This window comes from Variovorax atrisoli (assembly GCF_014195185.1).
Taxonomy (GTDB): domain Bacteria; phylum Pseudomonadota; class Gammaproteobacteria; order Burkholderiales; family Burkholderiaceae_C; genus Variovorax; species Variovorax atrisoli.
This window is the reverse complement of the sequence record NZ_JACIBG010000002.1, coordinates 727,625-753,777: the sequence shown is the minus strand read 5'-3', so window position 1 is coordinate 753,777 and position 26,153 is coordinate 727,625. Positions and strand designations below refer to the sequence as shown.

The 26,153-nt window shown below is 69.8% G+C and carries 19 protein-coding genes; 3 read left to right on the top strand and 16 right to left on the bottom strand.

The genetic code is table 11. The features are described 5' to 3' along the window. Positions 1-34: 34 nt before the first annotated feature. The 9 genes from FHY06_RS10370 to FHY06_RS10330 all read right to left on the bottom strand — a co-directional run bounded on the left by FHY06_RS10370 (position 35) and on the right by FHY06_RS10330 (position 12,196). The gene (locus tag FHY06_RS10370; RefSeq protein WP_019658397.1) at positions 35-1,048 is read right to left on the bottom strand and encodes a Bug family tripartite tricarboxylate transporter substrate binding protein; all 1,014 of its coding nucleotides are present in this window, start codon (positions 1,046-1,048) and stop codon (positions 35-37) included. A gap of 58 nt (positions 1,049-1,106) precedes the next feature. Further along, positions 1,107-2,993 (bottom strand): acyl-CoA synthetase, encoded by a 1,887-nt coding sequence (locus FHY06_RS10365; protein ID WP_409327448.1) that lies wholly within the window; start codon positions 2,991-2,993, stop codon positions 1,107-1,109. 113 nt (positions 2,994-3,106) lie between these two features. After that, positions 3,107-4,105 (bottom strand): Bug family tripartite tricarboxylate transporter substrate binding protein, encoded by a 999-nt coding sequence (locus FHY06_RS10360; RefSeq protein ID WP_019658395.1) that lies wholly within the window; start codon positions 4,103-4,105, stop codon positions 3,107-3,109. An 81-nt stretch (positions 4,106-4,186) separates the two neighbouring features. Next, entirely contained in the window at positions 4,187-5,395 is a 1,209-nt protein-coding gene (locus FHY06_RS10355; protein ID WP_132752177.1) for a CaiB/BaiF CoA transferase family protein, read from the bottom strand. Between the two features lie 81 nt (positions 5,396-5,476). Continuing rightward, positions 5,477-6,295 carry an oxepin-CoA hydrolase, alternative type gene (locus tag FHY06_RS10350; RefSeq protein ID WP_019658393.1) on the bottom strand — a complete coding sequence of 273 codons (819 nt, stop codon included), beginning with the start codon at positions 6,293-6,295 and terminating at the stop codon, positions 5,477-5,479. Next, positions 6,292-7,446, bottom strand: coding sequence for an acyl-CoA dehydrogenase family protein (locus FHY06_RS10345; protein ID WP_184604796.1), 1,155 nt, complete (start codon positions 7,444-7,446; stop codon positions 6,292-6,294). The genes FHY06_RS10350 and FHY06_RS10345 overlap by 4 nt, the downstream gene beginning before the upstream one ends. A 163-nt stretch (positions 7,447-7,609) precedes the next feature. Beyond that, positions 7,610-8,818, bottom strand: a complete 1,209-nt coding sequence (locus tag FHY06_RS10340) for an acyl-CoA dehydrogenase family protein (protein WP_184604794.1) — start codon at positions 8,816-8,818, stop codon at positions 7,610-7,612. 13 nt (positions 8,819-8,831) lie between these two features. Continuing rightward, positions 8,832-10,022 (bottom strand): acetyl-CoA C-acyltransferase, encoded by a 1,191-nt coding sequence (locus FHY06_RS10335; RefSeq protein ID WP_126182469.1) that lies wholly within the window; start codon positions 10,020-10,022, stop codon positions 8,832-8,834. A 35-nt stretch (positions 10,023-10,057) separates the two neighbouring features. Continuing rightward, positions 10,058-12,196: a 3-hydroxyacyl-CoA dehydrogenase NAD-binding domain-containing protein gene (locus FHY06_RS10330; protein ID WP_184604791.1), complete on the bottom strand. Its 2,139-nt coding sequence runs from the start codon at positions 12,194-12,196 to the stop codon at positions 10,058-10,060. Positions 12,197-12,335: 139 nt separating this feature from the next. Here FHY06_RS10330 and FHY06_RS10325 point away from each other — a divergent pair, with 139 nt between their 5' ends. After that, positions 12,336-13,250: a LysR family transcriptional regulator gene (locus tag FHY06_RS10325; RefSeq protein ID WP_145761702.1), complete on the top strand. Its 915-nt coding sequence runs from the start codon at positions 12,336-12,338 to the stop codon at positions 13,248-13,250. 21 nt (positions 13,251-13,271) lie between these two features. Here FHY06_RS10325 and FHY06_RS10320 read toward each other — a convergent pair whose 3' ends face one another. The 7 genes from FHY06_RS10320 to FHY06_RS10290 all read right to left on the bottom strand — a co-directional run bounded on the left by FHY06_RS10320 (position 13,272) and on the right by FHY06_RS10290 (position 22,878). Next, on the bottom strand, positions 13,272-14,771 hold the full coding sequence (locus tag FHY06_RS10320) for a sensor domain-containing diguanylate cyclase (protein WP_184604789.1): 1,500 nt from the start codon (positions 14,769-14,771) through the stop codon (positions 13,272-13,274). A 100-nt stretch (positions 14,772-14,871) separates the two neighbouring features. Beyond that, positions 14,872-15,474: a YbhB/YbcL family Raf kinase inhibitor-like protein gene (locus tag FHY06_RS10315; RefSeq protein ID WP_240649894.1), complete on the bottom strand. Its 603-nt coding sequence runs from the start codon at positions 15,472-15,474 to the stop codon at positions 14,872-14,874. Between the two features lie 35 nt (positions 15,475-15,509). Further along, entirely contained in the window at positions 15,510-15,893 is a 384-nt protein-coding gene (locus tag FHY06_RS10310; protein WP_126182473.1) for a Rieske (2Fe-2S) protein, read from the bottom strand. Positions 15,894-15,916: 23 nt separating this feature from the next. Then, positions 15,917-17,308 carry a sigma-54-dependent transcriptional regulator gene (locus FHY06_RS10305; RefSeq protein ID WP_145761700.1) on the bottom strand — a complete coding sequence of 464 codons (1,392 nt, stop codon included), beginning with the start codon at positions 17,306-17,308 and terminating at the stop codon, positions 15,917-15,919. After that, on the bottom strand, positions 17,301-19,370 hold the full coding sequence (locus FHY06_RS10300; RefSeq protein ID WP_184604787.1) for a sensor histidine kinase: 2,070 nt from the start codon (positions 19,368-19,370) through the stop codon (positions 17,301-17,303). The genes FHY06_RS10305 and FHY06_RS10300 overlap by 8 nt, the downstream gene beginning before the upstream one ends. Positions 19,371-19,492: 122 nt before the next feature. Beyond that, positions 19,493-20,494, bottom strand: coding sequence for a tripartite tricarboxylate transporter substrate-binding protein (locus tag FHY06_RS10295; RefSeq protein ID WP_126182474.1), 1,002 nt, complete (start codon positions 20,492-20,494; stop codon positions 19,493-19,495). A 71-nt stretch (positions 20,495-20,565) separates the two neighbouring features. Then, positions 20,566-22,878, bottom strand: coding sequence for a DUF6351 family protein (locus FHY06_RS10290; RefSeq protein ID WP_184604784.1), 2,313 nt, complete (start codon positions 22,876-22,878; stop codon positions 20,566-20,568). Between the two features lie 439 nt (positions 22,879-23,317). Between FHY06_RS10290 and FHY06_RS10285 the strand changes: the two genes are divergently transcribed. Both FHY06_RS10285 and FHY06_RS10280 read left to right on the top strand, forming a co-directional pair. Continuing rightward, entirely contained in the window at positions 23,318-24,580 is a 1,263-nt protein-coding gene (locus FHY06_RS10285) for a putative DNA modification/repair radical SAM protein (RefSeq protein WP_126182476.1), read from the top strand. A gap of 25 nt (positions 24,581-24,605) precedes the next feature. Then, complete coding sequence (locus FHY06_RS10280; protein ID WP_184604782.1) at positions 24,606-26,123, top strand: UdgX family uracil-DNA binding protein; 1,518 nt, start codon at positions 24,606-24,608, stop codon at positions 26,121-26,123. The last annotated feature ends 30 nt before the right edge of the window (positions 26,124-26,153 follow it).

Genomic DNA, 26,153 nt, shown 5'->3' with positions numbered 1-26,153 from the left:
GAATGAAGAAGAAATGAATGGGCGAGCGCAGGGCTCACTCGAGCTTGGCGCCCGACTGCTTGATGAGGCGCTCCCACACGGGGCGCTCCGCCTTCCATGCGGTGGCGAAGAGTTCGGGCGAGCTTTCCTTGATCTCGAAGCCCATGGCCGCGATGCGCTCGCGCACGTCGGGCTGCTGCGTGGCCTTGCGCACTTCCTCGGCGATGCGGTCCACGATGGGCTTGGGTGTCTTCGCGGGCGCCGCGATGGCGAGCCAGCCGGTCACGCGGTAGGCCTCGTCCTTCAGGCCCTGCTCGGCGAGCGTGGGCACATTGGGCAGCGTGCTCATGCGGCGCTCGCCGCTCACGCCGATGGCGCGGATCTTTCCGGAGTCGATGTGCGGCTTGGCCACCAGCGCGCTCGCATACGCCATCTGGATCTGGCCGCCGATCAGGTCCTGCATCATCGGCGCCTCGCCCTTGTAGGCGACGTGGCTCATGTCCGACTGCGTCGCCAGGCTCATGTGCGCGCCGGCCAGGTGCGGGTATGCGCCGATGCCGTAGGAGCCGTAGGCCACCTTGCCCTTGTTGGCGACGACGTACTTCAGCAGCTCGGGTCCGGTCTTGGCCGGCACGCTGGGGTGCACCACCAGCACCAGCGGCGCCGCCGCGATCTGGTAGACCAGCGTGAGGTCGCGCGCGGTGTCGTAGGGAAGCTTCTCGTAGAGGAACTCGTTGGTCATGAGCGAGTTGCTCAGGCCCAGCACGATGGTGTAGCCGTCGGGCGCCGACTTGGCGACCGCGTCGGTGCCGATGATGCCGGCCGCGCCGGGCTTGTTGTCGATGATGACGGGCTGGCCCATGCCGGCCGACATCTTCTGGCCGATCACGCGTGCGAGCACGTCGGTGGCGCCGCCTGCTGCGAAGGGCACGACCATGCGGATGGGCTTGTTGGGGTAGGGGGCCTGCGCCTGCGCCTGCGCCTGAGCGGGGAGCAGCGCGCACAGCGTGGCGGCGGAAGCGGCGGCGCACAGCAGGGCGCGGCGGTTCGGAAGGCGGAAGGTCGTCATGGCTTGTCTCTGTCTCTCGGTCTTGGTTTCAAAAAATCGTCGGCTCGCCGTTACTCCGTCACTGCGTTGCGATGCGCGTCTTGAAGGGCAGGGGCTCCAGCGCCTTGTGCAGCCGCTCCTGCAGCGGCGCGGCCAGCGTGCCCGCCGCAGCGCCGTCGATCTGCACGAGCACGAGGCTCTCGCCCTCGGTCTTCACCACGGGCCGTGCGGCCTCGGGCACCCCCAGCTGGGCGCAGGCTTCGGCGACGGCGGCGTTCACCACCTGCAGCGCGGCCATGGCGCGCAGCTCGGGCTTGTAGATCTTTCCGACGTTGGTCATCGGCATGGTCGCGATCACCGACACCCACTTGGGCCGGGCCGGGGCCTCGTCCACGCGCGCGGAGGTGAAGGCCAGCAGCTCTTCTTCCGTCGCCGAGGCGCCGGGCACCAGCGTCGCGAAGATCACGGGCAGCTCGCCAGCGTAGGCATCGGGTGCGCCCACTGCCGCGCACAGCTGCACGGCCGGGTGCGCGCCCAGCGCGTCCTCGATGGTCTTGGGGTCGATGTTGTGGCCGCTGCGGATGATGAGGTCCTTCGAGCGGCCGGTGAGGTTGAGCCGTTCCTCGTCGTCGATCCAGCCCAGGTCGCCGGTGGCGAGCCAGCCGTCGGCGGTGAAGGCCTTGGCGTTGTCCGCAGGGTCGACGAAGCCCGAGAACACGTTGGGCGACTTGAAGAGCACCATGCCCTGCTGGCCGCGCGGCATCTCGCGGTCGGTCGCGTTGCCGTTCTCGTCGAGCGCCACCACGCGCATCTGCATGTAGGGCAGCCTAAAGCCGACGCAGCCCGCGGGCCCGTTCACACCGGGCGGCGTGATGGTTGAGATGCCGGCCATCTCCGTCATGCCCAGGCTCTCGTGCACGTGCAGGCCGAACAGGCGCTCGAAGCGCGCGGCCAACTCGGGCGCGAGCACGGCGGCGCCGGTTCGGCAGTAGGTGATCGACGAGATGTCCGCGCCGTCCAGCGGCACGTTGGCCAGCGCCGCGAGCACGGTGGGCACGGCCGACAGCGAGGTCGGGCGGTACTTGGCCACCAGCTTCCAGTAGTTGGCCAGCACCTCCTTGTTGCGCAGCAGCGAGGGCGTGGGAATGATCACTTCCACGCCCGCCGACAGCGACGACAGCGACGCCGGCAGCACGCCCGCCACATGGAACAGCGGATATCCATTGATGGAGATGCCGTTCTCGTTCATGCCCGCGACCTGCACGCTGGCCCAGGCGGTGAACACCTGCGCGCCGTGGCTGTGGCGCGCCAGCTTGGGTGCGCCGGTGGTGCCCCCGGTGTGGAAGTAGGCGGCGATGTCGGCAGGCGCGATGTCGCGGCCGCTCACGAGGCGGTCGTCGGGTTGCGCGGCGCGCAGCACGTCGAAGTCGGCGACTCCTTCGGGCAGTGCACCGGCCGCGCCGGGCGCCTCGTCGTGCGGCGCCACACGCAGCACGGTGGTGAGCGTGGGCACCTGGCCGCGCAGGCGCATGGCCTTCGACCACATGCCCGATTCGGCATCGGAGCCGTAGGCGATCAGCACCTTGGCGCGGCCAGCGGTCATCAGCGCGACCAGCTTCTCGTCGGTGAGCAGCGGGTTCAGCGGCTGCACGATGCCGGCGGCCTCGCCGCCCCACAGCGCGAGGTGGTACTCCAGGCAGCCGGGCAGCAGCACGGCGACGGCGTCGTCCGGCCCCACGCCCAGCGCATGCAGCATGTTGGCGGTCTGGTGGATGCGCGCGAGCAGCTCGGCATACGACCAGCGGATCGGCTCGTCGGCCGGGTTGCCGGTGCGCAGGAAGGTCAGCGCGGTCTTGTTGCCGAAGGCATGGCCCGCGTTTCGGAAGATCTCGTAGGTGCTGCGCACCGTGAGCGCCTGCTCCAGCGGCGTCTCCTCGAGCTTGCGGATGTCGGCGAGGCTGCGCACGGGCAACGCGGGGCGGAACGGCGCGCTCACCGGGGTGCCGTAGTCGTTCTCGTATTTCTGCTTATGCGTCATGTCTGTCTCCTTGGTTGGGTCGCCCTGCGGACCTGTGCGTTCTACTGGTTCGTGATGTGGTTGTCGCGGATGACCTTGCCCCAGCGCTCGAAGTCTTCCTTCATGCGAACACCCGTCTGCCCGGGCGTGCGGTAGGCCGCGAAGGTGCCCACGCCCTGGAGCTTCTCCTGCACTTCCTTGTCGGCCAGCGCCTTCTTCAGCTCGGCGCTCATGCGGTCGATGACCTCCTTCGGCGTGCCCACGGGCGCCAGCAGGCCGCCCCACGAGGTGGCGTCGAAGCCGGGGAAGCCCTGCTCGGCCACCGTCTTCACGTCGGGCAGCAGGCTCACGCGCTGGCCGGAGCCGACCGCGATGGCGCGCAGCTTGCCCGACTTGATGTGCGGCAGCACGCCCACGAGGTCGGAGAACATCGCGGGCACCTGGCCGCCGATCAGGTCGGTCACGGCCGGCGAGCTGCCGCGGTAGGGCACGTGCTGCATGTCGAACTTGCCGATGGTCTTGAGCTGCTCGGTCGTCAGGTGGCCGAAGCTGCCGGCGCCTGCGCTGGTGTAGTTGAGCTTGCCGCCCTCGGCCTTGGCTTTGGCGATGAGGTCTTGCACGCCGTTCACGTCGGGCAGCGACTTGGGGTTGACCACCAGCACGATCGGCAGGTCGTACACCGAGCCCACGGGCGTGAAGTTCTTGAAGATGTCGTAGCCGGTGGGGCCGTAGAGGTGCGAGGCCAGCAGCGTGGGCGTGGCCAGCATCACGAAGGTGTAGCCGTCGGCCGGTGCGCGCGCAGCGGCAGCAGCGCCCACGGTGCCCGATGCGCCGCTGCGGTTGTCGATGACGATGCTCTGGCCGAGCGCGCCCGACATCTTCTGCGCCACGATGCGCGATGCCACGTCGGTGGGGCCGCCGGGAGGGAAGGGCACGATCAGCGTGATCGGCTTGGCGGGCCAGGCCTGCGCGAAGGCGGCGCCGGCGGCGAGCGGAAGGGCCAGGGCAAGGAGTGCACGGCGAAGGGGACTGCGGAGGGAACGGAAAGCGGGGAATGCCATGGACTTCGACTACTTCAGGGAAAACGGGAAACGGAAAAACGAGAAACAGAAAGAGAGAGAAACGGAGTGCGTGCCTGCTCTTCAGACCACGCCGCTGCTCTTGAGCGCCGCGAGCCTGTCGTCGGACAGGCCGAGCAGCGACTGCAGCACGTCGTGCGTGCCTTCGCCCAGCGTGGGCGGCGCGCTGCGCACCGGCAGGCGCTCGCCATCGAAGCGGTAGGGCGGCGCGAGCACGTCGACCGTGCCTGCCACCGGATGCGGCTGCGAGGTCACGAGGCCGCCCTGCGTGGCGCGCGGCGACTTCAGCGCCTCCAGCAGCCCCAGCACCTCGCCGCAGGGAATGCCTGCAGCGGTGAGCTTTTCGAGCAGGTCGGCGCGCTGGCGCTTCGCGAGTTCGGCGTGCAGTTCGGGCAGCAGCGCGGCGCGGTTGGCCGAGCGCAGGATGTTGGTCTTGAAGCGCTCGTCGGCCGCGAGGTCGGGCCGCTCGATCACCTCGGTGCAGAAGCGCGCGAACTGCGCGTTGTTGCCCACGGTGATGACCAGCGGGCCGTCGGCCGCGTCGAACACGCCGTAGGGAACGATCGACGGATGCGAATTGCCGTAGCGCGGCGGGTCTTCGCCCATGAGCAGGGCTTCGAGGCCGTAGTAGGCGGTGATCATCAGGCCGCAGTCGAAGAGCGCCATCTCCACGTGCCGGCCCTTGCCGGTCTTCTCGCGCTGGTAGAGCGCCGCGAGGATGGCCTGCGCCGAGTACATGCCGGTGAACAGGTCGACGGCGGCCACGCCGAACTTCAGCGGCGGCTGGTTCGCCTCGCCGTTGAGCGCCATCAGGCCGGCTTCGCCCTGCACCACGAGGTCGTAGCCGGGGCGCGCGGCCTCGGGGCCGGTGCGGTCGTAGCCCGAGATCGAGCAGTAGACGAGGCGCGGGTTCTCCTTGCTGAGCTGTTCGTAGCCCAGGCCCAGCTTGTCGATGCCGCCGAACTTGAAGTTCTGGATCACCACGTCGCACTGCTTCGCGAGATCGCGCGCGAGCTGCTGGCCTTCGGGCGTCTGCAGGTCGAGCGTGACGGAGCGCTTGTTGCGGTTCACGCTGTTGAAGTAGGCTGTCTCGGTCTTGCCTACGCGCAGGCCCCAGTCGCGGGTGTCGTCGCCGCGGCCCGGGTGCTCCACCTTGATGACTTCGGCGCCCATGTCGGCCAGCACCATGCCGCACCAGGGGCCCGCGAGGATGCGGGACAGATCGAGAACGCGCACGCCGGCAAGCGGCAGCGATGAATGGGGCAAAGGCATGAGATCAGCTCCCTGGAAACGAGAAAGCCCCGCACGGTGCATGCGTCGTGCGAGGCGAAAGGACGGGTAGGGTGGCCCGCGTCAGGATGCGCCCTGCTTCCGGCCGCGCAGCGCCGCGAAGTCGGCCTTGCGCTTGCCCAGGAAGGCGCCGATGCCTTCGGCCGCCTCGGCGTCCGCCTGCGACTCGACCATGAACACGGCCTCGGCGTCGAGCTGCTCTTCGAGCGTGGCGCGGTGCGCCTGGCGGCACAGCGACTTGATGCGGGCGCTGGCGCGTTCGGGCCCGTTGGCTACCTTGGCCGCGAGCGCGATGGCCTCTGCCAGCGCGGCGCCCTTGTCGGTCAGGCGGTTGACCGCGCCCAGCGCGTGCAGTCGCTCGGCCGGCATGCGGTCGCCGGTGAGGCACATCTCGGTGAGCACCTGGCGCGAGACGAACTCCGAGAGGAAGGCCGTGGCGCCGCCGTCGGGCGTGAGGCCGACCTTGACGTAGGCCACGGTGAAGAAGGCGTCGCGCGCCGACACCAGCATGTCGCAGGCCAGCGCCATCGACAGGCCCGCGCCCGCGGCACCGCCCTCGACGGCTGCGATCACCGGCTTGCTGCAGTCGCGCAGCGCGCGGATCAGGTTGTTGAGGCCTTCGAGGATCTGGCGGCGCTCCGACGCCGGCAGCTCGCGGCGCTTGGCCAGCAGGTTGAGGTCGCCGCCCGAGCAGAAGAAGTCGCCCGCGCCGGTGAAGACGATGGCGCCCGTTTCGGGGTCGGCCTGCGCGTCGGCCAGCGCGGCCGAGAGCTCGGCGTACAGCGTGGGCGTGATCGCGTTGCGCGAGGCGGGGTTGCTGTTGGTGAGGATGCGCACCGCACCCTCCTGCGAGATCAGGATCGTCTTGTTGTCGGTGCTCATGCTGCGACCTCCTTGCCGGATTCCTTGCCCAGGGCGATGTAGCGCTGCAGGTGGTGGTCTTCGTCGCCGAGCTGGTGGTCGATCATCACGAGGCGCTTGGCATAGTGGGGCAGCGGCAGCTCCCAGGTCATGCCGATGCCGCCGTGCATCTGGATGCTCTCCTGCGCCACCAGCGCGCCGATGCGGCCGATGCTGAACTTGGCGGCCGACAGCGCACGCTCGCGCGTCACGCGGTCGCCGGTGTCGATGGCGGCTGACGCGTTGATGACGGCCGAGCGGGCCTGTTCGATCTCCAGCAGCAGGTCGGCCATGCGGTGCTGCAGCGCCTGGAAGCTGCCGATCAGCGTGCCGAACTGCTTGCGCGTGCGCAGGTAGTCGAGCGTCGCGGCCTTGGCGGCTTCCATCGCGCCCAGCGCTTCGGCGCACAGCGCGAGCACGCCGCGGCCGATGGCACGCTCCAGCGTGGCATGGCCCTGGCCTTCTGCGCCGAGCAGCGCGTCGGCGCCCAGCTTCACGCCGTCGAAGGAGAGTTCGGCGACGCGGCCGCCGTCGATGGCAGGGCAGCCGCGCACCGTGAGGCCGGCCGTCTTCGCGGGCACGAGGAAGAGCGAGATGCCGGCTTCGTCGTCCACGTTGCCCGAGGTGCGGGCCGAGACCAGGAACAGGTCTGCCTGCTCGCCCTGCGGCACCACGGCCTTGGCGCCTTGCAGCACCCAGCCGTCGCCGATGCGCTCGGCCTTGGTCGCCACGCGCGTGCGTTCGTAGTGCGTGTCGGCCTCGTCGTGCGCGAAGGCCGCCACGGTCACGCCGTTGATGATGTCTGCGAGCTTTTCTTTCTGCGCATCGGTGCCGGCGGCGCTGATCGCCTCGCCGACCATCACGGCGCCCAGCAGCGGCTCGACCACCAGGCCGCGGCCCAGCGCCTCGAAGACCACGGCGATGTCGAAGCCGCCGCCGCCGAAGCCGCCGTCGGCCTCGCTGAACAGCGCGCCGATCACGCCCAGTTCGGCGAACTGCTGGAAGATTTCCTTGCTGAACCCGTGCTCCGACTTCGCGATGCGGTCGCGCGCGTCGAAGGCGTACTGCTCGCTGATGAAGCGGTTCAGGCTGTCGGCGAGCATGCGCCGGTCTTCGGTGTGTTCGAAATTCATTTCAAGTCTCCTGCGCATCTGCCAAGACACGCGTCGCATGAAAAAGCGCGGCTATCAAAGGGTGATTCCAGGAACGCCGCGGAACCGGCTTTGCCGGGCCGCTGGCGTTGCCCCCGGAAGGGGGTGGCGGCCACACGGAGTGGGCAAGCCTGGGGGAGAGCCATCACAGGCCGAGGATCATCTTGGAGATGATGTTCTTCTGGATTTCGTTGGAGCCGCCGAAGATCGACAGCTTGCGGTTGTTGAAGTAGCGCGAGGCGGCGGCCGAGGCGTAAGGCGGCCCGAAGGTCTCGCCGGTGTAGCCGTCCTTCAGTGCCTCGGCGATGAAGGGGCGGCCATAGACGCCCATCGCGCGGCGGGCCAGCGAAGAAATTTCCTGGCGGATCTCCGTGCCGCGGATCTTCAGCATCGAGCTTTCCGCGCCCGGCACGCCGCCGCCTGCCACCGCCGCGATCACGCGCAGGTTGGTGGTCTTCATGTTCTCCAGGTCGATCTCGACGCGCGCCATGCGCGCCGCGAAGGCCGGGTCGTCGGCCAGCGGCTTGCCGTTCTTGGTCTGCGTGGCGGCGATGCCCTTGAGCTGTTCGAGCGCGGCCACCGAGAAGCCGACGCCTGCGATGTTGGTGCGCTCGTAGGTCAGCAGGTACTTGGCGCAAGTCCAGCCCTTGTTCTCCTCGCCCACGAGGTTCTCGGCGGGCACGCGCACGTCGGAGAAGAACACCTCGTTCACCTCATGCTCGCCGTCGAGCGTGATGATCGGGCGCACTTCCACGCCGGGGGAGGTCATGTCGATCAGCAGGAAGCTGATGCCTTCCTGCTTCTTCGCCTCGCGGTTGGTGCGCACCAGGCAGAAGATCATGTTGGCGTGCTGGCCCAGCGTGGTCCAGGTCTTCTGGCCGTTCACGATGAAGTGGTCGCCCTGCGCGTCGATGCCGCGCACGGCGGTGGTCTTCACTGCAGCGAGGTCGGAGCCCGCACCGGGTTCCGAATAGCCCTGGCACCACCAGTCGGCGCCGTTGAGGATGCGCGGCAGCCAGTGCTTCTTCTGCGCCTCGTTGCCGTACTTGATGAGCACCGGGCCGAGCATGTTCACGCCGAAGGGCACGATGCGCGGCGCGAAGGCCAGCGCGCATTCGTTCTCGAAGATGAACTTCTCCACCGCCGTCCAGCCCGGTCCGCCGTACTGCTCGGGCCAGTGGTTGGCGAGCCAGCCGCGCTCGTTGAGGATGGCGTGCCATTCCTGCATGTCGGCCTTCTCGAGGATCTTGCCGCTGCGCACTTTCTCGGACAGCCGCACCGGCAGCTTGGCGGCCAGGAAGGCGCGCACCTCGCTGCGGAAGGCTTCTTCTTCGGGGGTGAAGTTCAGGTCCATCGCTGGCTCCTCTTCAGTAGATTTCAAAGAGACCGGCTGCGCCCATGCCGCCGGCGATGCACATCGTGACCACGGCGTACTTCGCGCCGCGGCGCTTGCCTTCGATGAGCACGTGGCCCGCGAGGCGCGCGCCGGTCATGCCGAAGGGGTGGCCGATGGAGATCGCGCCGCCGTTCACGTTGAGCAGTTCCGAGGGAATGCCCAGCTTGTCCTGGCAGTAGATCGACTGCGAGGCGAAGGCCTCGTTGAGCTCCCACAGGCCGATGTCCTGCACCTTGAGGCCGTGGCGCGCGAGCAGCTTGGGCACCGCGAACACCGGGCCGATGCCCATCTCGTCGGGTTCGCAGCCGGCCACCGCGAGGCCGCGGAAGGCGCCCAGCGGCTTGATGTTGGCGCGCTCGGCTTCCTTTGCCTCCATCAGCACGCAGGCCGATGCGCCGTCCGACAGCTGCGAGGCGTTGCCGGCGGTGATGAACTTGTCCTCGCCCATCACGGGCTTGAGCTTGGCGAGCGCCTCGTAGGTGGTGCCGCGGCGGTTGCAGTTGTCTTCGGTGGCGGTCACTTCGCGGTAGGTGACTTCCTTCGTCTCCTTGTCGGTGACGGCCATCGTGGTGGTGCAGGCAATGATCTCGTCCTTGTAGCGGCCGGCGATCTGCGCTTCTTCGGTGCGGCGCTGGCTCTCTGCCGAGAAGCGGTCCTGCGCCTCGCGGCTGATGTTGTAGCGCTTGGCGACGATGTCGGCGGTCTCGATCATCGCCATGTACAGCTCGGGCTTGTGCTCGACGATCCACGGGTCCATGCCGCTGTCGCCGCTGTCGGTGGCGCTGCGGGTGCGGATCTGCGAGATGCTTTCGACGCCGCCCGCGATCATGGCCGGCGCGCCGTCCACCACGATGCGGCCCGCGGCCATGGCGATGGCCTGCAGGCCCGAGGCGCAGAAGCGGTTGACCGTGGTGCCGGCGATGGAGATCGGCAGGCCCGCGCGGATGATGGCCTGGCGCGCGATGTTGCGGCCCGTGGTGCCTTCGGGGTAGCCGCAGCCGAGGATGGCGTCCTCGATCAGCGCGGGGTCGAGGCCCGAGCGCTCCACCGCCGCCTTCACGGCGAAGGCGGCCAGCGTGGGGCCGGGGGTGATGTTGAATTCGCCGCGGTGCGCCTTGGTGAGCGGGGTGCGGGCGGTGGAAACGATGACGGCTTCACGCATGGGGGTGTCTCCTGGACGGCTGGCTCTGTCTGTGATTACTCGGATTGGTTGAGGCTCGCGAAGTCGGCGCCGCGCTCGACCAGCTGCACCAGCAGCGGCGAGGGCTTCCAGAAGACCGGGTCTTCCTTCGCGAACTCCTGGATGTCGGCCAGCACCTTGGGCAGGCCCACGGTGTCGGCGTACTTCATCGGGCCGCCGCGGTGGCGCGGGAAGCCGTAGCCGTAGAGGAAGGTCACGTCCACGTCGAGCGGGCGCAGCGCGATGCGCTGCAGCACGACGTTGGCGCCCTCGTTGATCATCGCGGCCATGTAGCGGCGCATGATTTCTTCCTCGGTGAAGGCGCGCGGCTTGATGCCGGCGCGCTCGCGCTCGGCGTCGATGATGGCCAGCACCTCGGGGTCGGGCTGGCCGGTGCGGGCGCCCTCGGGGTAGAGGTAGTAGCCGCGCTGCGTCTTCTGGCCGAACCAGCCGCGCTCGCAGATGCGGTCGGCGATCTGCACGTAGCGAGCCTTCGGGTCGCGCGTGGCGGCCTTGCGCTTGCGCGTGGCCCAGCCGATGTCGCCGCCCGCGAGGTCGGACACCTGGAAGGGGCCCATCGGGTAGCCGAAGTTGCGCACGGCGGCGTCGATGTCGTAGGGCGATGCGCCGTCTTCCATCATGTGGTCGGCGGCCTGGCGGTACACGGCCAGGATGCGGTTGCCGATGAAGCCGTCGCACACGCCGGCGCGCACCGGCACCTTCTTGAGCTTCTTCGCGAGCTCGAAGCCGGTGGCGACCACGTCGGCGCTCACCTTGGCGGGCACCACGATCTCCAGCAGCTTCATGATGTTGGCGGGCGAGAAGAAGTGCAGGCCCACCACGTCCTGCGGACGCGAGATGCTGGCGGCGATCTCGTCGATGTCGAGGTACGAGGTGTTGGTGGCCAGCACCGCGCCGCGCTTGCACACGCGGTCGAGCTCGGCGAACACCGCCTTCTTCACGGCCATGTCCTCGAACACGGCTTCCACCACGATGTCGACATTGGCGAGCGCGTCGTAGCTCGTGGAACCCGAGAAGCGCGCCATGACCGCCGCCTTGGCCTCGGGCGTCATGCGGCCCTTGGCGATGAGGCCGTCGTACACCTTCTCGACGTTGGCGCGGCCGCGCGCGAGCTGCGTGTCGTCGCGCTCGATCATGGTCACGGGCATGCCGGCGTCGAGCATCGCCACCGCGATGCCCGCGCCCATGGTGCCGCCGCCGACGATGCCGGCCGCCTCCAGCGCGCGGGGGCTGGCCGACTTGGTCTCGGGGGCCTTGAGCACTTCGCGCTCGGCGAAGAAGGCGTGGATCAGGCCGGCGCGCTGCGGGCTGTCGATGCACTGCAGGAACAGCTTGCGCTCCAGCGCCATGCCTTCGTCGAAGGGCAGCGTGAGCGCGGCTTCGACTGCCTCGACGATCTTCATCGGCGAGAACAGGCCGCGGCTCTTCTTGGCGGTGTCGGCGCGCGCGGCTTCGAGCGCGGCGCGAGCGGCCTCCTTGTCGGCCAGCGCGCCAGCGTCGCGGGTGCGGCGCACCGGGGCCTTGGCGGCGACCAGTTCATTCGCGTAGGCGAGGCCTTCGGCGCGGGCGTCGGCTTCGGTGGCGAGGCGGTCGACGAGGCCGAGCGACAGCGCTTCCTTCGCGCCCGCATGGCGGCCGCTGAGCATGAGTTCGATGGCGGGCTTCACGCCGATCAGGCGCGGCGCGCGCTGCGTGCCGCCCGAGCCGGGCAGCAGGCCCAGCGCCACTTCGGGCAGGCCCAGCCTGGCGGTCGGCGAGGCGATGCGGTAGTGCGCCGACAGGGCCACTTCCAGGCCGCCGCCGAGCGCGGCGCCGTGGATGGCCGCGACCACCGGCTTGGTGCAGTTCTCGATCTTCAGGCAGGCCTCGGGCAGCGAGGGCGGCTGCGGCGTCTTGCCGAACTCGCGGATGTCGGCACCCGCGATGAAGTTGCGGCCCGCGCCGACGATCAGCACCGCCTTGGCCGCGCTGTCGGCCTCGGCCGCGTCGATGGCGGCCACGAGGCCGCGGCGCACGTCCACGCCCAGGGCGTTGACGGGCGGGTTGTCGATGGTCACCACGAACACGTCGCCTAGACGTTCGAAGGTGACGGGACCGGTGGACGTGGAGGGGCTGGAGGTGTCGCTGGTGGCCATGTGCTGCTTGTCTCTCGCGTTGCGGACCGTGCGGGTCCGAGGCTCTGGGATGAACCAAGTATTCTTGGCCGGTGTCCGCGCTTTGACAATTGCATAGGTGGTTGACAGACTGTCAAAGGATTTTTGACACAATCGGCCCATGGACCTCCAGTCGCTCACCCTGTTGGTGGAAATCCTCGACGCCGGCAACCTGAGCGCGGCCGCGCGGCGTCTCAAGATGACCCGAGCCAACGTCAGCTACCACCTGAACCAGCTCGAGCGCTCGGTGGGCGCGCAGCTCGTGCGCCGCACCACCCGGCGCGCCGAGCCGACCGAGATCGGCCTGCGCCTGTACCAGCACGGCATCGCCATCCAGGCCGAGCTGCTGGCGGCGCGCGAATCGGTCACCACGCTGGGCCAGGGCCTGCAGGGCCGCGTGCGCCTGAGCGTGCCCAGCGGCTACGGGCAGCTGGTGATGGCCGACTGGCTGATCGACTTCAAGCGCCAGTACCCCGGCATCGTGCTCGACGTGGTGTTCGAGAACCGCATCGAGGACCTGCTGCGCGACGAAGTCGACATCGCCATCCGCGTGATTCCCGAGCCGCCACAGAACCTGGTGGCGCGCGCGATGGGGCCGGTGCGCTACGTGGCCTGCGCCTCGAGCGAATACGCCGCGAAGAACCCGCTGCCGGTGCAGCTCGACGCGCTGCAGGGCGCGCCGGTGGTCACCGCCGCCGTCATCGGGCGGCAGCTGCGCGTGTCGGCCTACCAGGGAGAGACACGCCGGGAGGTGATCCTGGAGCCCACACTGATCTCCGAGAACTTCCTGTTCCTGCGCCAGGCCATCCTCGCCGGCCTGGGCATCGGCCTCGTGCCCGACTACGTGGTGCAGGAAGACGTGCGCCGCGGCGACGTGGTGACCACGCTCGACGACTGGCGCCTCTCGATCTTCGGCACCCAGATGTTCATGCTCTACATGCCGAACCGCCAGCACACGCGGGCGATCCGGACGTTCATCGATTTCGTGCTGGAGCGGGTGAGGGGGCCGGGCGATGCCGAGCCGCCTTCCCGATAGCGGGCGCCAGCCCCGGCAGCCCTACCTGCGGCGGTCGGCTTCCGCGCTCTCGTAATACCGCGACTTGTCCTCGTACATCGCCCGGTCGGCCCGCTGCAGCGCGGCCTCCAGCGGCTCGTCGCCGTGGCAGGTGGCCAAGCCGATGGCCAGGCTCAGCGCGTGGCCGCTCTGGCCGGCGTGGAACTGGTTGTTCATTTCCAGCAGCGTGAGGATGCGCTCGCGCATCGCCTCGGCGCCGCGCTCGTCGGTCATGGGCAGCAGCACCGCGAACTCGTCGCCGCCGATGCGCGCGGGCCAGGCGGGCAGGTCGACGGCCTTGTCGAGCACCTCGCCCATGCGGCGCAGCAGGGTGTCGCCGGCGGCGTGGCCTTCGAGGTCGTTGACCTGCTTCAGGCCGTTGAGGTCGATGGCCACGATCGACACCGGCCACGGGCCCTTGCGCGAGAGGCGGTTGAGCTCCTCGGTGTAGTAGGTGCGGTTGCACAGCTGCGTGAGCACGTCGTGCTTGCCGAGGTATTCGAGGTAGGCCTCGGCCTTCTTGCGCGCGGTGATGTCGACCAGCGACACCAGCACCAGGTCCCAGGTGTCGAGACGGTCGTCCTGCACCGCGAACTGCATGTGGATGTTGAGCACCTCGCCCGACAGCGAGTAGTTGAGCACCTCGCGGTGCTGCACCGTCTTGCCGTTCCACAGGTCCTGCAGCTGCTCGGCGAACGACTCGCGCATCTCGTCGCGGAAGATGCGCGAGAGGTTGCCCAGCAGCGTCTGCAGGTTGGGTGCGCCGAACATGCGCAGCGTCTCGTGGTTGACGTCGATGACGCGGATCTCCTGCATGCAGCGCGTGACGAAGTCGGGGTGCACCTTGATGAAGGTGGCGAAGTCGGTGATGCCGCGCGCGCGCAGCGTCTCCATGAGCGAGCGCACCGCGCTGAAGTCTTCCACCCACAGCGACACCGGCGAGCGGTCGAACAGGCTGCGCGCGTAGATGGCGCTCTCGTCGCGCAGGCGCTGCGCGGCCACGCGCTCGGTGACGTCGTCCAGCGCCACCAGCACGCGGCTCCAGCTGTCCTCGTAGCCCGGCAGCACGCGGGCGCGCACGCGCACGTCGAGCCGGCGGCCGTCGAGCGCGTAGTTGACGGTCTCGCTCTCGAAGCTGAGCTGGCCGCGCCAGAGCTGGTCGAGCTCGTGCACCACGGTGGCCGACATGTCGCCGCGGAACACGCGGTCGAGCGCGCCCAGCAGGGTCTGCTCGCTGTCGGCGCCGAAGAGCTTGAGCGTGTGCTGGTTGACCCGCAGCACCCTCAGCAGCGCCATGCATTCGTTCACCCGGCGCGGGTCGGCCTGCAGGTGCGCCACCAGGTCGGTGACGCCCTCGGCGCGCCAGCCGTCGAGCTTGCGCTTGAGGTCGCCGTAGTCCTCGATCCAGAGGGAGACCGGCGCCAGGTCGAACATGGCGTCGAGGTCGCCGGCGGCGGAATGTGAAGCCGGCGTGGAGCCGGAGCTGGTGGCGGGCAGGGCCATCGATGATGCTTTCAGGGAAGCGGCGCGGCCATGGGTGGGCAGGGCATTTGCCGGCGGGCTGAGTTCTTAATTATTAACCGTGGCCAGCAGGCCTCCGGACTCAGCGGCTGTACAGGCCCACCACGCTCTGGCCGCCGAGCGCTCGGCCCTTGAGCGCGGCCAGCAGCGCGTCGCGGCCGAGGCCGGCGGGCAGGCTGCCCGGCGCGAGTTCGGTGGCGATCACCGTCATGACGTAGTGGTGAGGCCGGTCGCCCACCGGCGGGCACATGCCGCGGTATGCGGGCGCGCCGGCCACGTTCGGGCCCATGGTGAAGTCGAAGTTCGAACCCGCAGCCCCTTCGCCCGCCTTGAGCTCGCCGCGCTCGGCAGCGATGTTGTAGGCCACCCAGTGCGACACGCCCAGGCCGGCCGCGCCGTCGGGGTCGAACACCAGCACCGCGACCGACTTGGTCTTGGCCGGCAGGTTGCTCCAGGCCACGGGCGGCGAGATGTTCTTGCCGCCGCATTCGCCAGCGCCCGCATGCTCGGCCGGGATGGTGCCGTTGTCGGCGAAGGCGCTGGAAGTGACCTTCATGCCCGTGGAGCCCTTGCCCACGGGCGAGGACATGTTCGCGCAGCCTGCCAGCAGCCCGGCCAGGGCAAGGGCCGCGGCGGGCAGCGCCATATGCGGGAGAGTGCGGAATCGGTTGGTGCAGTTGCGCATGTCGTTGCTCCTGGATGGTGGATCTTGTGCCGACTTCAGCCGGCCGCCCCGGGCCACACGCTGCCGTCGGGCTTCTCGTGGACGGCCAATGGCGTGAGCCGCGCGCCCCGGCACGGGCCGCCGACGCACTTGCCGGTGTCGGGCTCGAAGATGGCGCCGTGTCGGGCGCACATCAGGAAGCGCCCCGAACTCTCCAGCACCTGGCCCTCGAAGTCGAGCGGCCCGCCGGCATGCGGGCACTGGTTGAGGTAGGCATGCACCGCGCCCTGCCAGCGCACCGCGAAGGCGGGCACGCCCTCGGGGGTGCTGAACCTGGCGGCCAGGCCGCCTTCGGCAAGGCCGGTGGCCAGCGGCAGGGCCGGTGTGGCGGACGGGCCGGGTGGGGTGGGCTGGTGGGCGGTCGTGGCGGCTTCGGTCATCTGACCGCGAGCCTAGCCAAGGTTCAGGCGCTGCGCAACGCGCGGCGTGGCGGGGCCGAGGCCATCGTGTCGTCGGACGGCGCCGCGTCCAGCGGGCCGAGCCGGCGCATCTTGTCGTAAAGGGTCTTGCGCGGCACGCCCAGGCGTTCGGCTGCCGCGGCCGCGCTCCCGTTGCAGGCCTCCAGCGCCTCGCGGATCAGGTAGCGCTCGAACTGCGCCATCTGCTCGTCGAGCGTGCGCGGACCCTGCGCCAGGCTGCGGAAGCCCTCCTCGCCGTCCCACAGCCCGAGCACGAAGCGGTCGGCGATGTTGCGCAGCTCGCGCACGTTGCCGGGCCAGGCATGTGCCATCAGCGCCTGCAGGTGGCGCGGCGCGACCGCAGGCTGCTCGCGCCCGTGGCGCAGAGCGGCCTGCATCGCGAAGTGGGTGAACAGCAGCGGGATGTCCTCGCGCCGCTCGCGCAGCGGCGGCAGGTGCAGCACCACCACGCTCAGGCGGTAGTAGAGGTCGTCGCGGAACTTCTGCGCCTGCGCGGCCTGCAGCAGGTCGGCCTTGGTGGCGGCGATCACGCGGCTGTCCATCGGGCGCAGCTCGTTGGAGCCCAGCCGCTCGAACTGGCGCTCCTGCAGGGCGCGCAGCATCTTGACCTGCAGGTTCATCGGCATGGTCTCGATCTCGTCGAGGAACAGCGTGCCGCCGCGCGCGTGCTCGATCTTGCCGATGCGCCTGCGCGCGGCGCCGGTGAAGGCGCCGGCCTCGTGGCCGAACATCTCGCTCTCGAACAGCGCCTCGGGCATGCCGCCGCAGTTGATGGCCGCGAAGTTGCCTTCGCGCCGTCGCCCGCAGTCGTGCAGGCAGCGCGCCACCAGTTCCTTGCCCGTGCCGGTCTCGCCGAGGATCAGCACGTCGGCGTCGGAGCTGGCCACGTCCAGCACGAGGCGGCGCAGCCGCTGCATGGCCGAGGAGCGCCCGATCAGCCGCGCCTCGATCGACTCGTAGCCCGCGAGCTTGCGGCGCAGCTGGTCGACCTCAAGGCTGAGCGCCCGCTTCTCGAGCGCGCGCTGGACCACCTCGGTGAGCTGATCGGGCGAGAAGGGCTTTTCCAGGAAGTCGTAGGCGCCCAGGCGCATGGCCTGCACCGCCATGGTGATGTCGCCGTGGCCGGTGACCAGGATGACCGGCAGCGTCGGGTCGATCTGCAGCGCGCGCGACAGCAGCGCCAGGCCGTCCATGCCGGGCAGCCTCACGTCGGTGACCAGCACGCCCGAGAAGCCCGGCACCACGCGCGGCAGCACCTGCTCGGCCGAGCCCAGGCCCGTCACGCGCAGCCCCGCCAGCTGCAGCGCCTGCGTGCTGCCCAGGCGCACGGCCGGGTCGTCCTCGACGAAAAGAACCTCGAGTTCGTGTTCAGGCATGAAATGTTCCCTGCAGGGCTCCCTGCTTTTCGAATGTGGCGGGCGCATTGCGCAGCCCGTCGCGCAGCGCGACGACGAAGGCCGCGCCGCCGAGTTCGCTCTCGCCGGCGCGCAGCAGCCCGCCGAAGTCGCGCACGATGCCGGCCGAGATGGCCAGCCCCAGTCCCAGGCCCAGGCCCTGTTCCTTGGTGGTGAAGAAGGGTTCGAACAGGCGCGGCATCACCTCGGGCGCGATGCCGGTGCCGTTGTCGTGCACTTCCACCGCCACGCCCTCGGCGCTGCGGCGCGCCACGATGCGCACGCGGCGCGGGCTGGCGCCGGCGGCCGCGACCGCGTCGAAGGCATTGACCAGCAGGTTGACCAGCACCTGCTCGAGCCGGTTGCCCTCGCAGCGCGCGAAGAGTCCCGGCTCCACGAACTGCTCGAGTTCGATGTGCTCCTGGCGGATGCGCTGGCCCAGCAGGAAGAGCGCATCGGCGATCACGTCGGCCAGCGCCACCGACTGCAGCTCCACCGCCGAGCGGCGCGCGAATTTCTTCAGCTGCGCGGTGATCTGCCCCATGCGGTCGGTCAGATCGCAGATGGTGCGCAGGTTCAGGTCGACCTGCTCGGACTGCCCGCGTTCCAGGAACACCACCGCGTTGGCCGACAGCGTGCGCAGCGCGGCCAGCGGCTGGTTGAGCTCGTGCGTGATGCCGGCCGACATCTGCCCGAGCACGGCCATCTTGCCGGTCTGCACCAGGTCGTCGAGCGTGTTCTTCAGGATCTCCTCGGCACGCTTGCGCTCGGCGATCTCGGTCTGCAGGTGCTGGTTGGCCTCGCTCAGCGCCTCGGTGCGCAGCTGCACCTTGTGCTCCAGCTCGTCGTAGGCGCCCTGCAGCGCCTCGCGCGCGGCCAGCCGCTGGTGCACGATGCGGCGGCGCTGCTGCAGGTACATCACCAGCAGCGTGAGGAACACCAGCGCGAACATCGTCGCCAGCGCGCTGGTGCGCGCGAGCGCATGCACCGGCTTCATGTCCGACAGCATGATGAGCTTCCAGTCGGTGCCGTCCACCGGACGGCTGTCGAGCAGGTAGTCGGGGCCGAAGGGCGTGGCGCCGGGGCGCTGCGGCGCCTCGCTCGCGCGCAGCTGCACCACCGTGCCCGCGCCGCCCGACAGCGGCCGGTGCTCGCGCATGTCGATGGGCGTGAGCGCGCCGGCCTCGGTGTACTGGCGCGTCTGCGCGAGCTGCCTGAGGGTCTCGCTCGACAGCGGGCGCAGCGCGCGGAACTTCCAGCCGGGGTCGGACGAGAGGAACACCACGCCGTTGCCGTCGATGGCGAACACGCGGTCGGCCGAGTGCGACCAGGCCGCGTCGAGCTTGTCGAGGTTGACCTTCACCGTCGCCACGCCCAGCCGGCGCGGCCCGTCGATGATGCCGAAGGAGAAGTAGTAGCCCGGCTCGCGGCTGACCGTGCCGATGCCGTAGAAGCGCCCCGGCACGCCGCGCAGCGCGTCCTGGAAGTAGGGGCGGTACGAGAAGTTCATGTCCACGAAGCTGCCCGGCTGGTTCCAGTTGCTGGCGGCCAGCGTGAGGCCGGTCTCGTCCATCACGTAGATGGCCGAGGCCTGCGCGTGCGCGTTGACGGTCTCCAGGTAGACGTTGGCGTCCAGCTGCTGGCCGGCGTCGCGCGGCTTGCGCAGCAGGTCGAGCACGTCGGGGCTCAGCGACACCACCTGCGGCAGGTACTCGTAGCGGCTGAGCTCGCTGCGCAGGCTGGTGGCGTAGATGTCGAGCCGGTGCAGCGTGCCCTGCTGCAGCGAGCGGATGCCTGCGCGCTCGCCCAGCAGGTAGGCCAGCGCGCCGCCGGCGGCGATGAGGCACAGCCATACGCACACGGCGGCCCACAGGCGCCAGCGCGCAAGAGGCGGCGTCCCGGCCGCGAGGGCGGGGGCGTCGCCATGGAAGCGCGCCAGCACGGCCTTGTCGCGCAGGTCGTCGGGCGATCCGGCAAAGCCGGCCCGGTAAGGCGCGGAGAGCTTCAGCACGGCGCGGCCGGCCGATAGGAGCAGTGACGACACGGGAGCGGGAAGCGGGAGTCCGCCGTCGGGCAGCAAGGGGCCCCGATGGTATGCAGCACTCCCCGCCGCGCCGAGGCGGAATTACCCTCGCTGTCGCCCATGCGTCGCACCATGTCCGTGCCTCAGTCGGCGTACACGCCTGCGGCCTTGACCACCGGTCCGAAGCGCGCCACTTCCTGCTGCACGAACTTCCTGTGCTCGGCCGGCTCCACGCGCCGGTCGGCCACCACCACCGCGCCCAGGCCCTCCTCCTTCTTGACGAACTCCGGGTCTTTCAGCGCGGCCTTGAGCGCGTCGTTGAGCTTCCTGAGCACAGGCGCGGGCGTGCCCTTGGGCGCGTAGAGGCCGTGCCAGATGGTCACCTGGAAGTTCTTCAGGCCCGACTCGTCCAGCGTGGGCAGGTCCTTCAGTGCGGGCGTGCCCAGCCGCTTGAGCGTGGTCACGCCGTAGGCCTTGACCTTCCCGGCCTCGATCTGCGAGGTGGTGTTGGTGGTCTGGTCGCACAGCAGGTCGATCTGGCCGCCCAGCAGGTCGGCGATGGCCGGGGCGGTGCCCTTGTAGGGCACGGTGGTCATCTCGGCCTTGAGCTCGCTCTGCAGCAGCAGGCCGCACAGGTGCGAGGCCGAGCCGATGCCCGCGTTGCCGAGGTTGGTCTTGCCCGGGTTCTTCGCGATCCACTCGCGCAGCTCGCCGAAGCTGCGGGCCTGCAGCTGGGGCTTGCCGATGACGGTCATGGGCACGTCGTTGATCATGCCCAGGTACTCGAAGTCGGTCTCGTAGTTGTAGGGCAGCTTGCGGTAGAGCACCGGCGTGGTGGCCATGCCCACGTGGGTGAGCAGCAGGGTGTAGCCGTCGGGCCTGGCGCGCGCCACCTTGGCGTTGCCGATGGTGCTGCCGGCGCCGGCGGCGTTGTCGATCACGATGCTGGTGCCGTCCAGCGGCTTGCGCATGGCTTCCGCCAGGTCGCGCGCCACGCGGTCGGTGGGGCCGCCGGCCGCGAAGGGCACGACGATGGTGATGGGCTTGCCGCCGGGAAAGTCCTGCGCTTGCGCGCCGGTGGCTGCGGCCAGGCCGAGGGCCAGGGTCAGGGCGAGATGGACTGCGGACGCAGGGGTCTTCTTCATGGATGCTTTCAAGGTTCACTCCAGGGGAAAAGGCGGGAGGGCCGCGCAAGCCGGCCCTCCCGCGACATGGCTTACATGAAGCTCGACACCAGCTTCTTCGTGATGTCGAACAGCAGGTTCACGGGCGAGGGGCCGAACGACAACCAGGTGCCGGTCAGCGGCTGCTGGCCGACGCCGGGCCTGGTCCAGTCGCACACGCCGTCGGGGAAGGCGGCATTCAGGCGCGCCCATTGCGTCGGGTTGAAGCTCACGCTGTAGTCCGAGGGATTCAGCGGCTTCAGCTGGCACTTGGCGATGTCGTCGGCAAGAGGGCCGCCCGCAGCCATGCGCGGCGTGGTGCCGGCCGGGTAGAAGGTGTTGCACGCGCCGCTGCCGAAGGCGGTCTGCTCCTCGGTGTACTTCAGGCCCGCGTTCCAGCAGGCGTCCTGCAGGTCGGCCGGGCGGTTGGCGGCGATCTTCCTGGCCTTGGTGCGATCGGAGGTGTCGGCCTTCACCGCGGTGAGCCACTTCACCATCTCGTCGAAGGCGGCCGCGTTGCCGCCGCCCATGGTCCACATCACGTGGTTGTCGATGTTGCCGTTGGCGCGGCGCAGGCGTTCGCGCATCGAGAACGAATGGATCTTGGTGTGGATGTCGCCGCCCGCTGCGCCGTCGTTGTAGTCGCGCAGGTCGATGATGGCGGTGGACGCCAGCCCGCCCGCGCCGTTGACGATGCGCCCCGACTGGTAGGCCCGGCGCAGCGCGTCGATGTCGCCCACGGTGCGCGTGGCGGTGCGCTTCATGTCGCGGTCGACGCCGCCCACGCGCTCGTTCAGGTCGAGGAATTTCTCGATGCTGAGCTTGCCCTCGTTGAGCGCGTTCAGGCCGTACTGGATGCCCACGTTGTCGATCGGACGCAGCGCGAAGCCCTCGGCCTCGGTCTTGCCGTAGACGTTCACCGTGTGGTCGAACACCGTCGCGCGAGCGCCCGTCGGGTTGGTCAGCGCGTTGTAGCGCTGCTCCGTGGGCACGCCCGCGGGGAACGACACCGTCGGGTCGAGCCGGCCGGCCTGGCCGCTCATGTTCGAGATGTTGGCGATCTGCAGGTAGCCCGAGATCGCCTGCTTCTCGGCCGTGGTGTAGGCCAGCGCCGCGGTGGCCGGGTCGTTGAAGTAGTTGTTGAGCACGCGCGAGTCGTGCAGCTTGAAGATGGTGGAGGAGGTGACGTCCGCGAACACCTGGCTCACCACCACGCCGTCGAAGAGGCCGGGGTAGTTGTCGCTGGTCTGGTGGCTCTGGTAGGAGCCGCCCGAGCCACCGGTGCCGATGGTGTGGGCCGGCACGCCGAAGTTCTCGATGAAGCGCTCCTTCACCATCGCGATGGTCTCCGAGGAAAGCTGGTCGTTGCAGTTGGTGCCGAAGACGTTGAGCGTGGAGGTGGTCACGGCGAAGCCGCGGCTCTGGTAGGTCGGGTTGATGAGCGTGGCGAAGTCGTTGCCCTGCTGGAACCAGCCGCCCTGGCAGCCGCCGCCCAGCGGATAGAGCAGTGTGCCGTTCCAGCCGGCCGGGCGCGAGGTGGGCGAGGGCGCGGGCTCGTTGAGCACGTCGTGCAGGATCGCCGACTGGTACAGCCCGCGGTTGATGGTGCCGCTTTCGAGCCGCACCACGTAGGGCACCTGCTTGCCGTTGATGGTGAGCCAGGCCATGTTGGCCGGGTAGGTGGTGATCGATTCCGGCACGAAGCGCACGTTGCTGCCGGCGGTGGTGCGGTAGTAGTAGTCGACGCGCGTCTCCACCGAGCACTTGCCGTCGTCCAGTGGCTTGAGCACCTGGCCGCCCATGCGGGTGAAGGTGGCATAGCCGCACACGAAGGGCTCCTCATGCGGGCCGGAGATCACCGGGCCGGTGATCGGGTAGGCCGTCAGCTGCAGCTTCGCGCTGTAGCCGCCATAGCTTGCGACCAGTTCGTTGGAGCCCAGCTTGAGCCCCGTGACCTTGCCCACCAGGCGGCCGTTGGCGGGGTCGCGAGAGAACGCCGCCGTCACGTCGCGCCCGTCGACCGACACCGCGAGGTTGCCGTCGGCTTTCTCGCGCAGCAATTCGAGCTCGACCAGCGCGTCGTCTCCGGTCACCAGCTGCGGCGACGAGGACAGCACGCCGATGCGCACGGTGGCATCGACCGGCGGCGGGTTGCCGGGGCCGGACGGATCGGTCGGCGTGGAGCCGCCACCGCCTCCTCCGCCGCCCCCGCCGCCGCCTCCTGCAGCGGGCGGAATGAAGCTGAAGCCGCCTCCACCTCCGTCGCTGCCGCCGCCGCAGGCGGTGAGCGCCAGCACGGCCAGCAGCGTGCCGATGCGCACGGGGGTCGGGCGAAGGCGAGGGCTCTTCTTCTCGGTTCTGGTCATCTTTTCTGTCTCCGTTGTGGTTCTGGTTGAACAAGCGATGGGGGAAGGGGCGGCTTCCCCTGGGCCGGCACGGCCATGCGGCGGCGCGACCCGGCGCGGGCCGGATCGAAGCGCGACGCGCGGCGCGTCAGTGCGGGGTGGTGAGTCGGGGGCCGGCCGGCGGTGGCGGCGCGGCGGCGGGTGCGGGCAGGTCGGTCATTGGCGTGTCTCCATCCTCTGTCGGGTGTGCCGCCTGGATAGCAACGCATGTGCCACGCGGGCCGCCAAACCCAAGTGGCTGATTCCATTGGAGTTTTTTCAGCGGACCTGCGGTTTTCCCGCAAATCGGCGGCTGAAAAACCAGCCACTGCAGACGCGGGTCGGCCGGAAAACCGCACGCCAGGGCAGGACACAATCGGCTTAAAACTGTATATTCATACAGTATTCGATCGACTCCCCCATGGACATCCAGCGCAAACTCGCCATCCTGGCCGACGCCGCGAAGTACGACGCTTCCTGCGCGTCGAGCGGTTCGCAGCCGCGCGACTCGCTGGGCGGACGCGGCATCGGCTCCACCGAGGGCGCAGGCATCTGCCACAGCTACGCGCCCGACGGCCGCTGCATCTCGCTGCTGAAGGTGCTGCTGACCAACCACTGCCAGTACGACTGCCTCTATTGCGTGAACCGCGCGTCGAGCAACGTGCCGCGGGCACGCTTCCGGGTCGAGGAGGTGGTTCAGCTCACGCTCGACTTCTACCGGCGCAACTGCATCGAGGGCCTGTTCCTGTCCAGCGGCATCGTCAAGTCGCCGGACCACACCATGGAGCAGGTGGTGGAGGTCGCGCGCCAGCTGCGCGAGGAGCATGACTTCCGCGGCTACATCCACCTCAAGACCATCCCCGACGCCAGCGACGAACTGCTGGCGCGCGCCGGCCGCTATGCCGACCGGCTCAGCATCAACGTCGAGCTGCCCACCGCCGAGGGCCTGCGAGCGCTGGCGCCCGAGAAGGACGAGAGCGCCATCCGCCGCTCGATGGCGCGGCTGCGGCTTCGCATCGACGACACCCGCGAGGAGGCGCGCCGGGTGGTGCCGATCCGCGCGCTGCCGGGCGCCGCGCCGGCTGCCGCCAAGCCGCCGCCCTTCGCGCCCGCGGGCCAGAGCACGCAGATGATCGTGGGCGCCGACGCCACCGACGACCGCCACATCCTGGCCTCCAGCGCCACGCTCTACGGCGCCTACAAGCTCAAGCGGGTGTACTACTCGGCCTTCAGTCCCATCCCCGACGCGGCCCGCGCGCTGCCGCTGGCTGCGCCGCCGCTGATGCGCGAGCACCGGCTGTACCAGGCCGACTGGCTCATGCGCTTCTACGGGTTCGAGCACCAGGAGATCGTGGCCTCGCCCGACGGCCTGCTGCGGCTGGACGTCGATCCCAAGCTGGCCTGGGCGCTGGCGCATGCGGAGCGCTTCCCGGTCGACCTCAACCACGCCCCGCGAGAGATGCTGCTGCGCGTGCCCGGCCTCGGGGTGAAGGCGGTCGAACGGCTGCTGCAGGCGCGTCGCGTGCGAAGGGTGAGGGCAGACGACCTGCGGCGCCTGCATGTGCCGGCGCGCAAGGTGCTGCCCTTCGTGGTGGCCGACGGGCACCGGCCGGCGGCGAACGCGATGGCAATGTCGGCGTCCGCCGCGGCCGCTCCCGTCCCGGCGCAGGCGGCGCTGTTCTGAGGCCGAGAGAAAGATCGGCATCGGCATGCGCGTGCGGCTCCAAGACCCGGTCGATCTCGACGCCTTCCGCCGCGAGGCGCGCCAGCTGCTGGCCGACGGCGTGCCGCCCGACCATGTGGAGTGGAGCGACGGTACGCAGGACAGCGGCGGCGCGGAGCTTTTCGGGGACGCGCCCGCGGGCGGTCTCGGGCTGTTTTCGGATGAGCCTGCCGCGCCCCCTGCACCGGCCGGCGCTGCGCGACAGCCGGTGCCCGCGTCGTTCCTCGCGCTGTGTGCCGACGTGATCCTGCATCGCGACCCGGGCCGCCTCGCGCTCATGTACCGGCTGCTCTGGCGGCTGGCGCACGAACCTTCGCTGCGGCACGACCCGCTCGACGCCGACATGCTGCGTGCCGGGCTGATGGCCAAGGCCGTGCGCCGCGACATCCACAAGATGCGCGCCTTCGTGCGTTTCACCCGCGTGGAAGGGGAGCAGGGCGAGCGCCACGTGGCGTGGTTCGAACCCGACCACCGCATCGTGGAGGCCAATGCGCCGTTCTTCTCGCGCCGCTTCGCGCAGATGCAATGGGCCATCCTCACGCCGGAGCGCTGCGTGGCGTGGGACGGGCAGGCGCTGACTTTCCGCGACGGCGCCGACCGGCGCGAGAGGCCGCCGCCGGATGCGGGCGAGCAACTCTGGCTCACTTATTACGAGAACATCTTCAACCCCGCGCGGCTGAAGCTCGCGATGATGCGCCGCGAGATGCCGGTCCGCTACTGGCACAACCTGCCCGAGGCCGCGCTGATCCAGCCGCTGGCCGACGCGGCGCAGGCGCGCAGCCAGTCGATGATCGACGCGCCGGCCACGCCCGCGCGCCGCATCCGCGCCCCTCTGCCGCTGCACCTGCTGCCGGCCGATCGTGCGGCGCCGGCCAGCCTCGATGAACTTCGCGCGGTCACGCATGCGTGCCGCGACTGCCCCATCGGCGCGCTCGCCACCCAGGCCGTGTGCGGCGAAGGGCCCGTGGGCGCGCAGCGCATGCTGGTCGGCGAACAGCCCGGCGACCAGGAGGATCTGGCCGGCCGCCCCTTCGTCGGGCCGGCCGGCCAGCTGCTCGATCGCGCGATGGCGCAGCTCGGCCGGCCGCGCGACACGGTGTACCTGGCCAATGCCGTCAAGCATTTCAAGTACGAGCTGCGCGGCAAGCGCCGCATCCACAAGACCGCCGCCCAGCGCGAGGCCGAAGCCTGTGCCCACTGGCTGGACAGCGAGATCGCACTCGTGCAGCCCAGGGCGCTGGTGGCCCTGGGCGCCACCGCCGCGCGCGCCTTGCTCGGCCGCCCGGTGGCGGTGCAGGCCGAGCGCGGCGCCTGGCTGCACGAGCGCGCCGACGGCCGGCCGGTGTTCGTCACGCTGCATCCGTCCGCGCTGCTGCGGCTGCCCGACGCCGAACGCGCCGCCGCCTACGACCGCTGGCTGGCCGACCTGTACGGAGCATTCGAAAGTCCCCTCGGCGACAGCGGCCGCATCCAGCCGGCCGCGGCGCGCGTACTGGTTCCGTAAAGCAAGCGCCATGGTCCGGCGCCGCCGAGC